At 57.1% G+C, this 13,294-nt stretch carries 9 protein-coding genes; 3 read left to right on the top strand and 6 right to left on the bottom strand.

All coding sequences use genetic code 11. From position 1 onward, the window contains the following. The first annotated feature begins 92 nt into the window (after window positions 1-92). Together IM271_RS13745 and IM271_RS13740 are read left to right on the top strand one after the other, a co-directional pair. Window positions 93-395 (top strand): type II toxin-antitoxin system RelE/ParE family toxin, encoded by a 303-nt coding sequence (locus IM271_RS13745; RefSeq protein ID WP_028015119.1) that lies wholly within the window; start codon window positions 93-95, stop codon window positions 393-395. A 6-nt stretch (window positions 396-401) separates the two neighbouring features. Then, entirely contained in the window at window positions 402-689 is a 288-nt protein-coding gene (locus tag IM271_RS13740; RefSeq protein ID WP_021242718.1) for an addiction module antidote protein, read from the top strand. On the opposite strand, the gene IM271_RS13735 is transcribed toward IM271_RS13740, so the two are convergent. Together IM271_RS13735 and metH are read right to left on the bottom strand one after the other, a co-directional pair. Further along, window positions 686-2,317, bottom strand: a complete 1,632-nt coding sequence (locus IM271_RS13735) for a Na/Pi cotransporter family protein (RefSeq protein ID WP_193052746.1) — start codon at window positions 2,315-2,317, stop codon at window positions 686-688. The two genes, IM271_RS13740 and IM271_RS13735, sit on opposite strands and share 4 nt — an antisense overlap. A 113-nt stretch (window positions 2,318-2,430) precedes the next feature. Next, window positions 2,431-6,114 (bottom strand): methionine synthase, encoded by a 3,684-nt coding sequence (gene metH / locus IM271_RS13730; RefSeq protein WP_193052745.1) that lies wholly within the window; start codon window positions 6,112-6,114, stop codon window positions 2,431-2,433. Window positions 6,115-6,307: 193 nt separating this feature from the next. On the opposite strand from metH, the gene iclR reads away from it, so the two are divergent. Continuing rightward, entirely contained in the window at window positions 6,308-7,135 is an 828-nt protein-coding gene (gene iclR / locus IM271_RS13725) for a glyoxylate bypass operon transcriptional repressor IclR (RefSeq protein WP_072201792.1), read from the top strand. Here iclR and aceK read toward each other — a convergent pair. The 4 genes from aceK to metA all read right to left on the bottom strand — a co-directional run bounded on the left by aceK (window position 7,089) and on the right by metA (window position 13,041). Then, a complete protein-coding gene (aceK, locus tag IM271_RS13720) occupies window positions 7,089-8,852 on the bottom strand; it encodes a bifunctional isocitrate dehydrogenase kinase/phosphatase (RefSeq protein ID WP_062936164.1) in 1,764 nt (587 codons plus the stop codon). The genes iclR and aceK overlap by 47 nt on opposite strands. 51 nt (window positions 8,853-8,903) lie before the next feature. After that, window positions 8,904-10,208, bottom strand: coding sequence for an isocitrate lyase (gene aceA, locus IM271_RS13715; RefSeq protein ID WP_028015114.1), 1,305 nt, complete (start codon window positions 10,206-10,208; stop codon window positions 8,904-8,906). 31 nt (window positions 10,209-10,239) lie between these two features. Continuing rightward, window positions 10,240-11,841, bottom strand: coding sequence for a malate synthase A (gene aceB / locus IM271_RS13710; protein WP_047362605.1), 1,602 nt, complete (start codon window positions 11,839-11,841; stop codon window positions 10,240-10,242). Window positions 11,842-12,111: 270 nt separating this feature from the next. Continuing rightward, window positions 12,112-13,041: a homoserine O-succinyltransferase gene (gene metA / locus IM271_RS13705; protein WP_045631510.1), complete on the bottom strand. Its 930-nt coding sequence runs from the start codon at window positions 13,039-13,041 to the stop codon at window positions 12,112-12,114. Window positions 13,042-13,294: the final 253 nt, after the last annotated feature.

Here is a 13,294-nt window from a genome sequence, read left to right as displayed (position 1 = left end):
TTTTACGTCCTGTCATTTACCCATGTGTTCAAGCCTTTTAGTTTTACTCTCCATGTAGAAATGTTTGTAGTTTATAAATCACAGGGAGTAATATGAAGGAGATTGTTCAGACAGAATCCTTCCGACGCTGGGAGCAAAACTTAAAAGATCGACGAGCGAAGACCATTATCGCTTCCCGCCTCTTTCGGTTGGCAAATGGCTTAGCGGGTGACGTTAAACCCGTGGGAGAAGGTATAAGTGAGCTAAGGATCCACATTGGTCCGGGCTACAGAATCTATTTTAAAGACCAGGGCAATTGCATCATCGTGCTGTTATGTGGTGGTGACAAAAGCAGCCAGGACAGAGACATACTGACAGCAAAAATGCTGAGCAATGTATCCCAATGGCAGGAGTGAATGAGCATGCATAAATTAACACCTTACGATCCCGCCAACGCGCTGGTGGATGACGAGGAAATCGCCGTGTTTATCGCTGATGCACTAGAAACAGGCGACTCGACGTATATCGCTAAAGCCCTTGGGGTTGTAGCGCGAGCCAAAGGAATGTCGAACATTTCACAGCAAACTGGCTTATCACGTGAGCAGCTTTATCGGTCCTTCAGTGATAAAGGAAACCCAACGCTCAAAACCACGCTCGCGGTCATGAAAGCATTGGGCTTTGGGCTAACACTCAAACACGCCGGGGATTAATACTCATCCCGCTCGTCATCTTCATCCGGCTGTTCCATCACGCTATACGCCACTGCGCAGAACAGCGAGTTAAGACGCTTCATATCCCCCAGCAGCCCCAGGTGCAGGGAGCTGGTCTCGATACTTTGCACGTTCTGCTGGTGCAGACGTTCAACGTGGGCGTGCGAGTAGCGGCGGTTAAGAATGCGGAAGCGATGCTTGTTGCGGCGCAGGCGGCGCGCGCTTGGCACGTCGCTGGAGAAGAAGACCAGCATCGCCAGTTTGAGGTTGCTGACCAGCTGCTCGTGCAGCGCTTCCAGCTCCTTCAGTCCTTCAACGGAGAACGCCCGACGCGCGGCCAGCGACTTATCAGCAATCTCGCTGCCCATACGCTCAACGATATCGGAGGCCTGCTCAAGGTTGAGCGACATCTCAATGATTTCCGCCCAGCGGCGGGACTCCTCCTCCGCCAGCTCGTCCTGCGGCATGCGCGCCAGGTAGAGCTTGATGGCGGTGTACAGCACGTTGATGTCGTCCGCCAGTTTGCGCAGCTCTTTCTCCTCTCGCGGCTCGCCGTGCATCACCTTTTTCAGCCCTTCGAGCATGGTTTCCATGGCATCGCCCATGCGCAGCGTCTCGCGCGCGGCATTCGCCAGCGCCAGCGCCGGAGTGTCCAGCGCAGAGGTATCCAGGTGCTTCGGCTTAAGGCGCGCATCCAGCTCCGGTTCATCACGGATAAGACGCTCGCAGAAGCGGGCCATCGGCGCGGCAAACGGCACCATAGCCAAGCAGCGCACCAGGTTATAGAAGACGTGGAAGTAGATCACTAGCTCCGCCTTCGGCAGCGGGAGGCTGTCCATCAGGTTTGCCAGAGGATGGACAAACGGCAGAATAATCAGGCTGCCCACCAGCTTAAACAGCAGGCTACCGAGCGCCACGCGACGGGCGGCAGCGTTGGCCGCGCTGTTGTTGAGCATTGCCAGCAGACCAGAGCCGAGGTTGGCACCGATCACCAGACAGAGCGCGACCGGGAAGGAGATCGCCCCGGCGGCGGTGAGCGTGGCCGTCAGCAGCACGGCGGCCAGGCTGGAGTAGCTGATGATGGCAAACACTGCCCCGATCAGCGCATCCAGCATGATGTCACCGGTCAGCGAGGCGAAGATGACCTGCACGCCGTTTGCCTGGGTGATAGGCGTCACCGCCTGCACAATCAGTTCCAGCGCCAGCAGAATCAGCCCGAGGCCAATGCCCACGCGGCCAAGCTGCCCCGCCCGGGTCTGCTTGCGGCCAAGAAAGAAGATAACCCCAATGAAAATCAGCAGCGGCGACAGCCAGGAGAGATCGAACGTCAGGATACGCGCCATCAGCGCGGTACCGACGTCGGCACCCAGCACGATCACCAGCGCCGGGGCGAGCGCGACCAGATCCTGCGCCACGAAGGAGGTGACGAGCATGGTGGTGGCATTGCTGCTTTGCACCAGCGCCGTGACGCCAATCCCCGCGCAGAAGGCGAGCGGCTTCTTCTCAACGCTGCCGCTGAGGACGGTACGTAAGCGCGCGCCGAACACGCGCATCACGCCGGTGCGGACAATATGGGTGCCCCATACGAGCAGTGCGACTGCCGAAAGCAGATGTAACAACGTCAGCACGGAAGTGGGTTCTCCTTATCGTTATAGATTTTATGATTAAGTATAAGGGTTTAAACGTAAGAAAGAGACAGGGCACCGTTGAGGTGCCCTGTTTGTTGTAAGGAAAAGTGACGTTAGTCCGCGTCGTAGCCTAAATTCGGCGCCAGCCAGCGCTCTACCTCTGACACGCTCATGCCTTTGCGCAGGGCGTAATCTTCGATCTGATCGCGCTGCAGCTGCGCCACGGCGAAGTACTTGCTGTCCGGATGACTGAAGTACCAGCCCGACACGGATGCGCCCGGCCACATGGCGAACGACTCGGTGAGCTTCATGCCGGTATGCGCTTCTACGTCCAGCAGTTGCCAGATAGTGCCTTTTTCGGTGTGTTCCGGACAGGCCGGATAGCCCGGCGCCGGACGAATCCCCTGGTAGTTTTCGCGGATCAGCTCCTCGTTGCTGAGGTTCTCATTCGCCGCGTAACCCCAGTACACCTTACGCACGCGTTCGTGCAGGTATTCAGCAAAGGCTTCCGCCAGGCGATCGGCAATCGCTTTCACCATGATCTTATTGTAATCATCGTGTTGCGCTTCAAACGCGTCCGCCAGGGCGTCTTCTTCCAGACCGCCGGTTACCGCAAAGGCGCCGATATAGTCAGCTTTCCCGCTCAGCTTCGGCGCAACGAAATCAGCCAGGCAGTAGTTGGCAAAGCCCACTTTTTCGGTTTGCTGCCGCAGGTGATGGCTCACGGCCAGCACGTGGGTACGGGTTTCATCGCGGTAGATTTCCACGTCGTCACCCACGCGGTTCGCCGGGAACAGCCCCACCACGCCGCGCGGGTTGAGGGTTTTCTCTGCGCTCAGCGTGTCCAGCATATCGTTGGCGTCTTTAAACAGACGCTTCGCCTCTTCGCCTACGACTTCATCTTCGAGGATGCGCGGATATTTGCCCGCCAGCGACCAGGTCATAAAGAACGGCGTCCAGTCAATGTAGTTGCGCAGCGTCTCGATGCTGGCCGTCACGTCCTGCACGCCCAGACGATGCGCGACCGGCGGCGTATAGCTTGCCCAGTCAAAGGCCAGGTCGTTATCGCGTGCGGCAGCGAGCGTCACCGGCGGCGTGCGCGGTTTTTTGCGCCCGTGCTGCACGCGAACGGTTTCGTACTCCTGGCGAGTGCGCGCCACAAAATCGTCGCGCTGAGTCTCGGAGAGCAGTGCGGAAACCACGCCCACCGTGCGCGAGGCGTTCTGCACGTAAACCGTCGGTCCGCTGTAGTTCTGCTCGATCTTCACTGCCGTGTGCGCTTTCGAGGTGGTCGCCCCGCCAATCAGCAGCGGAATGGTGAAGCCCTGACGCTCCATCTCTTTTGCCACGTTGACCATTTCGTCGAGCGACGGCGTAATCAGGCCGGAGAGGCCAATCAGATCGGCGTTCACTTCGCGCGCGGTCTTGAGGATTTTATCCGCCGGAACCATCACGCCAAGGTCGATAATTTCGTAGTTATTGCACTGCAGCACCACGCCAACAATGTTTTTGCCGATGTCGTGCACGTCGCCCTTCACGGTGGCGATAACCATTTTACCGTTGCTGGAGCCCTTCTCTTTGCTGGCTTCGATGAAGGGTTCAAGATAAGCCACTGCCTGCTTCATGACGCGAGCGGATTTCACCACCTGCGGCAGGAACATCTTGCCCTCGCCGAACAGATCGCCGACCACGTTCATGCCGTCCATCAGCGGCCCTTCGATCACCTCAATCGGGCGGGCTGCCTGCTGACGCGCTTCCTCGGTGTCCTGCTCAATGAACTCGGTAATCCCTTTCACCAGCGAGTATTCCAGACGCTTTTTCACGTCCCAGGAACGCCACTCGGCCTGCTGAACATTGGCCGATTCATCCGATTTACTGCCGCGGTATTTTTCCGCCAGGTCGAGCATGCGCTCGGTGGCGTCGTCGCGACGGTTGAGGATCACGTCCTCTACGGCATCGCGCAGTTCGGCAGGCAGATCGTCGTAAATCGCCAGCTGTCCAGCGTTGACGATACCCATGTCCATCCCATTGCGGATGGCGTAGTAGAGGAACACGGCGTGGATCGCCTCACGCACCGGGTCGTTGCCGCGGAACGAGAACGAGACGTTCGACACGCCGCCGGAGATCAGCGCATGCGGCAGCTCGCGCTTGATGTCTTCACACGCGCCGATAAAGTCCTGGGCGTAGTTGTTGTGCTCTTCGATGCCGGTCGCGACGGCAAAGATGTTCGGGTCGAAAATAATGTCTTCCGGCGGGAAGCCCACCTCTTCGGTCAGAATTTTGTACGCGCGGCGGCATATCTCAATTTTGCGCTCGCGGGTGTCGGCCTGGCCCACTTCATCGAAGGCCATCACCACCACGGCCGCACCGTAGCGGCGCACCATCTTCGCGTGGTGGATAAAGATATCCACGCCCTCTTTCATCGAGATGGAGTTAACGATGCCTTTGCCCTGAATGCACTTCAGCCCTTTTTCGATGACCTCCCACTTGGAGGAGTCAATCATGATCGGCACGCGGGCGATATCCGGCTCACCGGCAATCAGGTTGAGGAAACGCACCATCGCCGCTTCGGCGTCAAGCATCCCCTCGTCCATGTTGATATCGATAATCTGCGCCCCGCTTTCCACCTGCTGGCGGGCGACGTCCAGCGCTTCGCTGTACTTCTCTTCTTTGATCAGACGCTTGAATTTAGCGGAACCGGTAACGTTGGTACGTTCACCCACGTTCACAAACAGGCTGTCGTCGCCGATGGTCAACGGCTCCAGACCGGAAAGGCGACAGGCAACCGGCAGCTCGGGCAGCTTGCGCGGCGGCAGCCCGTCCACGGCGCGGCTCATGGCGGCGATGTGCTCCGGCGTGGTGCCGCAGCAGCCGCCGACGATGTTCAGGAAGCCTGACTCGGCCCACTCGCGGATTTGCGCCGCCATGGTGTCAGCATCCAGATCGTACTCGCCAAACGCGTTCGGCAGACCGGCGTTCGGATGCGCGGTAACGTAGCATTCGGCGATGCGCGAAAGCTCCTGCACGTACTGACGCAGTTCGTCTGGTCCCAGCGCGCAGTTCAGGCCGAAGGAGAGCGCGTCGGCGTGGCGCAGGGAGTTATAAAACGCTTCGGTTGTCTGGCCGGACAGGGTGCGGCCGGAGGCGTCGGTGATGGTGCCGGAGATCATAATCGGCAGGTCAACGCCCAGCGCCTCAAACTCCTCTTTCACCGCGTATATCGCGGCTTTGGCGTTGAGGGTATCGAACACCGTTTCAATCAGGATCAGGTCGGAGCCACCTTCCACCAGCGCTTTGGTCGATTCACGATACGCCGTAACCAGCTGGTCAAAGGTGATATTACGAAACGCTGGATCGTTGACGTCCGGTGAAATCGACGCGGTGCGGTTGGTCGGGCCCAGCACCCCGGCAACGTAGCGCGGCTTGTCCGGCGTGCGGGCCGTCCACTCGTCGGCACAGGCGCGGGCGAGCCTGGCCGCCTCATAGTTGATCTCCGCCGACAGGGATTCCATCTGGTAATCCGCCATGGCGATGGTTGTCGAGTTGAAGGTGTTGGTTTCAACGATATCCGCACCCGCTTCAAAGTAGGCGCTGTGGATATCCCTGATGACGGACGGTTTGCTCAACACCAGCAGGTCATTGTTTCCTTTCAGGTCGCAGGGCCAGTCGGCGAAGCGCTCGCCGCGGAAATCGTCTTCGCTCAGACGATAGCTCTGGATCATGGTGCCCATGCCGCCGTCCAGCACCAGAATTCGTTCATTTAACTGCGCACGCAGTTGCTCTACTTTGCTGCTCACACTTGCTCCCGACAACGCTCAACAAGGCCAAAAGGCTGCGTTCCATACTGGCACAATCTCGCAGGGTGGAAAAGTCACGCCGCGGTAACATGAGACATGTTCACCATCACTCCTCCGATCAGTCAGGAAAGCGGTTGCAAATTCACCAAATAAAACGAAAATGATTTCCACGATACAGAAAAAGGAGATCGTCATGGTCGCGACCGTTCCCGCCAAACGCGGCAGAAAACCTGCCGCCACCGCCGCAGCACAACCCGGCGGACAGGTTCAATCCCTGACGCGCGGTCTGAAGCTGCTGGAGTGGATAGCCGAGTCGCACGGTAGCGTGGCCCTGACGGAGCTGGCCCAGCAGGCTGGCCTGCCGAACTCCACCACGCACCGCCTGCTGACCACCATGCAGCAGTTGGGTTTTGTCCGCCAGGTCGGCGAGCTGGGGCACTGGGCGGTGGGCGCGCATGCGTTTATCGTGGGCAGCAGCTTCCTGCAGAGCCGTAACCTGCTGGCGATTGTGCACCCGATCCTGCGCAAGCTGATGGAGGAGTCCGGCGAGACGGTGAACCTTGCGGTGCTCGACCAGAGCGACCACCAGGCGATTATCATCGACCAGGTGCAGTGCACGCAGCTGATGCGCATGTCCGCGCCGATTGGCGGCAAGCTGCCGATGCACGCATCCGGGGCGGGGAAAGCGTTTCTCTCGCAGCTGAGCGAAGAGCAGGTGACCGGGCTGCTGCACCGAAAAGGGCTGCACGCCTATACCCACGCCACGCTGGTGTCGCCGGTGCATCTGAAAGAAGATCTGGCGTTGACCCGCAAGCGCGGCTATTCGTTTGATGACGAGGAACATGCGCTGGGGCTGCGCTGCCTCGCGTCCTGTATTTTCGACGAACATCGCGAGCCGTTTGCTGCGATCTCCATCTCTGGCCCCATCTCACGTATGACCGACGACCGGGTGACCGAGCTGGGCGCGCTGGTGATTAAGGCCGCGAAAGAGGTGACGCTGGCGTATGGTGGGATTCGTTAAACCGCACACAAAACCGCTGCTTGCGGCGGTAAGCGTACACATCCTCCACGTGCCCATTTTTGATCCGCGTTTGTAGCCCGCGCCAGTAGCTGGCGTGGAACAGATCTTCATGCATTTCTTCAAATAACGGCCCGATGCGTGGGTCCGCACACAGCCAGTGGCGAAACTCCTCGGGAAACACATCGCCCGGCGAAACGCTGTACCACGGCTCGCTGGAGAGCTCATCCTCCGGGTAACGGGGCGGCGGGATATCGCGAAAGTTCACCTCGGTCATGTAGCAAATTTCATCGTAATCGTAGAACACCACCCGCCCGTGACGGGTGACGCCGAAGTTTTTAAACAGCATATCGCCCGGGAAGATATTGGCGGCGGCGAGCTGGCGGATGGCGTTGCCGTACTCTTCGATGGCATCACGCAATGCCTGGCCCTCTGACTGTTCCAGCCAGATATTGAGCGGCACCATACGGCGCTCAATGTAGAGATGGCTAATCGCTATTTTATCGCCCAGATCGGTGATTTTCGTCGGCGCTTCCTGCATTAACAGCGACATAAGCGCCGGATCGATCTGCTGCTTATCCAGCACAAAGTTTTCAAACTCCTGGGTATCGGCCATTCGCCCGACGCGATCGTGCTCTTTTACCAACTGATAGCAGGCGCGGACGTGCGCGGCGGTCATCTCTTTCTGCGGGGCGAATTTGTCTTTTATCACCTTAAAGACCCGGTCGAAGCCCGGCAGCGTGAAGACCAGCATCACCATACCGCGGATACCTGGCGCTTCGATAAACTGCTCATCCGCCGCGGTGACATAGCGCAGATACTCCCGATAACTTTCCGTTTTGGCATGCTTCTGACAGCCAATCGCCATATACAGCTCGGCGGTGGTTTTGCCCGGCAGGATCTCGCGCAGCCACTCCACCAGGGCGGCAGGCAGCGGGGCGTAAACCATGAAATAGGAGCGGGCGAAGCCAAATACGATGCTGGCCTCGGCGCTGGTGGTCAGGCAGGTATCGACAAACAGTTCGCCGTCGTCGGTACGGTGAATGGGCAACAGAAACGGCACAATGGCCGTCGGCGTAACCAGTTTGCCCACCAGCCAGGCGGCCTTATTCCGGTAGAACAGCTCGTTGGCCACCTGCAAATGGCTGCGGCTGAGCACCTCCTCGCCGTAGGTTTCACGAAGATGCGCATGAATATAGCCGATATCCCGCAGCTTGTTCTCCCACGGAAGGCGCAGCGGCAAATCCGTTAAGATGCGATGCAGGAGCTTTTCCCACCCGCGATCGGGAAAGAAATCTTTCGCCAGCGGACGCGGAATGGTACGGAAGCGGCGCTCAGGCTGGGAGCTGAAGATAAATAACCGCTCAGGAGATAATGAGCGGTGGTCAAATAACCGGCAATAGACGGAGTTGAAAAAGCTCTCCGCAATCTCGAAGCGAGGGTAGTCGGGTAACAGATGGGTGTAATGCTCTTTCACGCGCAGTAAAAATGCCGCGTCCGGGCTTTTACCGTCGGTAATACAGCGCAGCTGCTCCACCACCAGACCCACATGGTGGTCATAGAGATGAATACGCTGCTTCATGGCCTGCTGAACCGCATGCCAGTCTGCATGTTCGAAGCGCTGCTGCGCGCCGGAGGTCACTTCCAGAAAACGGCCATACTGGGCATCAAAGCCCTGCAGTATGGTTTGGGCAATCAGCAATTCCAGGCCACGCGACATATATTCCCCCCTCACCACGTCCCTCTCCCCGGAGGGGAGAGGGGGAAAAGTTTAGAACTGTGCTTCTTCGGTTGACCCCGTTAAGGCGGTAACGGATGAGGCGCCTCCCTGGATGATGGTCGTCACGTTATCAAAGTAGCCCGTACCCACTTCCTGCTGGTGAGAAACAAAGGTATAGCCGTCTTTACCAGCGGCAAACTCCGGCTGCTGCACCTTCTCAACGTAGTGCTTCATGCCCTCCCCCTGCGCGTAAGCGTGCGCCAGGTCGAACATGTTGAACCACATGCTGTGGATGCCTGCCAGGGTGATGAACTGGTACTTGTAGCCCATATCCGACAGCTGCTGCTGGAAGCTGGCGATGGTTTTGTCATCCAGCTTTTTCTGCCAGTTGAAGGACGGCGAACAGTTGTAGGCCAGCAGTTTGCCCGGGTATTTCGCATGAATCGCATCGGCAAAGCGCTTCGCCAGCGCCAGATCCGGCGTGGACGTTTCACACCAGACCAGGTCGGCGTAAGGGGCATAGGCCAGGCCGCGGCTGATGGCCTGTTCGATACCGGCATGCGTGCGATAGAACCCCTCGCTGGTGCGCTCGCCGGTAATAAATTCGCTATCGTACGGATCGCAGTCAGAGGTGATCAGGTCTGCCGCATCCGCATCGGTACGGGCAATCACCAGCGTCGGCACGCCGAGCACGTCAGCAGCGAGACGCGCGGCAACCAGCTTCTGAATCGCTTCCTGGGTCGGGACGAGAACTTTTCCGCCCATATGCCCGCACTTCTTCACCGACGCCAGCTGGTCTTCGAAGTGAACGGCCGCTGCACCGGCCTCAATCATCGATTTCATCAGTTCGAAGGCGTTCAGCACGCCGCCGAAGCCCGCTTCCGCATCCGCCACGATCGGCAGGAAGTAATCAATAAAACGCGGATCGTTGGGCTCAATGCCTGCGGCCCACTGGATCTGATCCGCGCGGCGGAAGGTATTGTTGATCCGATCCACCACCGACGGTACCGAGTTGGCCGGATAAAGAGATTGATCCGGATACATGCTGGAGGCCAGGTTGGCGTCCGCCGCGACCTGCCAGCCGGAAAGGTAAATGGCTTCTATGCCGGCCTTCGCCTGCTGCAATGCCTGACCGCCGGTCAGAGCACCGAGGCTGTTGATATAACCCTTTTTGGAGCCACCGTGCAGCAGCTTCCACATTTTCGCCGCACCGTTCTGTGCCAGCGTGCATTCCGGGTTGACCGAGCCGCGTAATTTCACCACGTCCTCCGCGCTGTAAGGACGGCGGATGCCTTCCCAGCGCGGTTGAGTCCACTCTTTCTTTAATTCTTCGATTTGTTGGGTACGGGTTTTCATGTGCAGATGCTCCATATTGTTATGTGGTGAGTTACGCCAGGAAGCGGTAGCCCGGCAGGGTCAGGAAGTCGATTAAGTCATCTGATGTGGTGATTTGCTCCATCAGGCGCGCTGCGTCGTCAAAGCGTCCGCTGCTGAAGCGGTGTTCGCCCAGCTCGTCCTGGATGACCCGCATCTCTTCGGCCAGCATCTGACGGAACAGGGCTTTGGTGACCGGCTTGCCGTTGCTGAGCGTTTTTTGATGGTGGATCCACTGCCAGATAGAGGTGCGCGAAATTTCCGCCGTGGCAGCATCTTCCATCAGGCCGTAGATAGGCACGCAGCCGTTGCCGGAGATCCACGCTTCGATGTACTGGACCGCGACGCGAATATTGGCACGCATCCCCTCTTCCGTTCGCTCGCCCGCGCACGGTGCCAGCAGCTGTTCTTCAGCCGTTGGGGCATCTTCTTCGCGCGTGACAAACAGCTGATTTTTGTTATCGCCGAGTACGCGATTGAAGACCTCCATCGCCGTATCGGCCAGGCCCGGATGGGCAATCCACGTGCCGTCGTGACCGTTACGGGCTTCCAGCTCTTTATCGGCTTTCACCTTGTTGAGCACCTGATTATTGCGCTCCGCGTCTTTGCTCGGAATAAAGGCCGCCATGCCGCCCATCGCAAAGGCACCGCGCTTGTGGCAGGTTTTAATCAGCAGACGCGAATAGGCGCTCAGGAAGGGTTTATCCATGGTCACGACCTGGCGGTCCGGCAGTACGCGATCGGGATAGTTTTTCAGGGTTTTGATGTAGCTGAAAATATAGTCCCAGCGTCCGCAGTTCAGGCCGACAATGTGGTCGCGCAGGGCATGCAGAATTTCATTCATCTGGAACACGGCGGGCAGCGTTTCAATCAGCAGCGTGGCCTTGATCGTGCCGCGCGGCAGGTTGAAGCGATCTTCCGCGTAGCTAAATACTTCGCTCCACCAGGCGGCTTCCTGCCAGGCCTGCGTTTTTGGCAGATAGAAATAGGGACCGCTACCTTTTGCCAGCAGGTTTTTGTAGTTATGGAAGAAATAAAGTGCGAAATCAAACAGGCTGCCCGGAATGGCTTCTCCACGCCATGTGACATGTTTTTCAGGGAGGTGCAGACCTCGTACGCGACAGATCAGCACCGCCGGATTCGGTTTGAGCTGGTAGATTTTCCCGGCTTCGTTGGTGTAGCTGATGGTGCCGTTGACGGCATCGCGCAGGTTGATCTGCCCGTCGATAACTTTGTTCCAGTCCGGGGCCAGCGAATCTTCAAAATCGGCCATAAAGACTTTAACGTTGGCGTTCATGGCGTTGATCACCATTTTGCGCTCTACCGGACCAGTGATCTCAACGCGACGATCCTGTAAATCTTCAGGAATGCCGCGGATTTTCCACTCACCACGACGAATGGAAGCAGTTTCCGAAATAAATCCTGGCAACTTGCCGTTATCGATTTCCTGCTGTTGGTGAATGCGTGCCGCCAGCAGCTTATTGCGCTGCGGCGTAAAGCGGGTCACCAGCTCAGTCAGAAACTCTACCGCTTCGGCCGTCAAAACCTGCTGTTCTTGCTCACCATTCGGCTGGGTAAAGGTCAATTCATCGACCGTGGTTGCCTGTTGAGTCATCGTTCTGCTCCTCATCAAAGATCCAAAATCACGCCCCCAATGCGAACGAAAGATCGTTGTGTAGTTTTCGCTCAGCAGAATTAAGACTATCTATAATTTTTCCAAAATCAAAAACAATTTCCATTTTAATTTTAATTACAACGCAACATGATGATTAATATGGAGTTAAAGTTTCCTGGCATGTTGAACGGGATTTCGGAAATAAAAAAGGCACCCGAAGGTGCCTGATCTGAATAGCTGAAACGCTTTAGGATCGTTTAATGCAGACGATTACTCCAGCGTCGGATTCATGTGGCGAAGATCGTACGGCGTAATCTGGTAGACGTAATAGTTGAGCCAGTTAGTGAACAGCAGATTTCCGTGGCTGCGCCAGGTGGCCCTTGGTTTGTTTTGCGGATCGTTTTTCGGGAAATAGTTGTACGGGATATCCGGATTAAGACCCGCTTCGACATCACGGAAATACTCTGATGCGAGAGTATCGGGATCATACTCAGGATGGCCGGTAACGAACGCGATACGTTTGTCTTTACTGGCAAACAGGTAGGCATCCCCGTCTTCCGTTTCGGCCAGGATCTCCAGATCGGTGTAATCACGAATCAGCTGGGCCGGAAAATCGGCGTAGCGGGAATGCGGGGCCAGGAAGGTGTCATCAAAACCACGCGTCAGCAGCGCGTGTGGATGAAGAATGTGGTGTTCGTATACGCCGGAGAGCTTTTGAGTGCGGGTTTGCTTGGGAATACCGTAGAGAATGTTGAGTGCGGCCTGTACCGCCCAGCAGACAAACAGCGTTGACGTGACGTGATCTTTTGCCCACTCCAGCACCTGTTTGATCTGCGGCCAGTAAGCAACATCGTTAAATTCAACCAGACCGAGCGGCGCGCCTGTCACAATCAGTCCGTCGAAGTTTTCCCCCCGAATATCTTCGAAGTTACAGTAGAAGTTATTCAAATGCTCAGAGGGCGTGTTACGTGACTCGCGGGCATCAATACGCAGCAGTTGAATATCGACCTGCAGCGGGGAGTTCGACAGCAGACGCAGAAACTGATTCTCCGTCTCAATCTTTTTCGGCATCAGGTTGAGGATGAGAACCTTCAGCGGGCGAATTTCCTGACCTGTCGCGCGTGAAGCCGTCATCACGAAGACGTTCTCTTCACGTAAGAAATTGACGGCTGGTAGCTCGTCCTGCACCCGAATCGGCATAACCTTACTTCCTCACAATATACGTATAAACGTTTAGACATCCAGACAGCTAACGATACTCAGAAATGATATGAATGTCGAGCCTGCAAGTCGAAGGTGAGAAAGTTTCAGGGAGAGGGAGAAAAACAAAAGCAAAAAACCCCGCACCTTACGGTGCGGGGTTCTTCTTGATTGATGCCTGGCAGTTCCCTACTCTCACATGGGGAGACCCCACACTACCATCGGCGCTACGGCGTTTCACTTCTGAGTTCGG

Origin of the sequence: Enterobacter cloacae complex sp. I3, from assembly GCF_014896175.1 — a bacterium.
Classification (GTDB): Bacteria; Pseudomonadota; Gammaproteobacteria; order Enterobacterales; family Enterobacteriaceae; genus Enterobacter; species Enterobacter bugandensis.
This window is presented reverse-complemented; position numbering and strand designations above follow the sequence as displayed.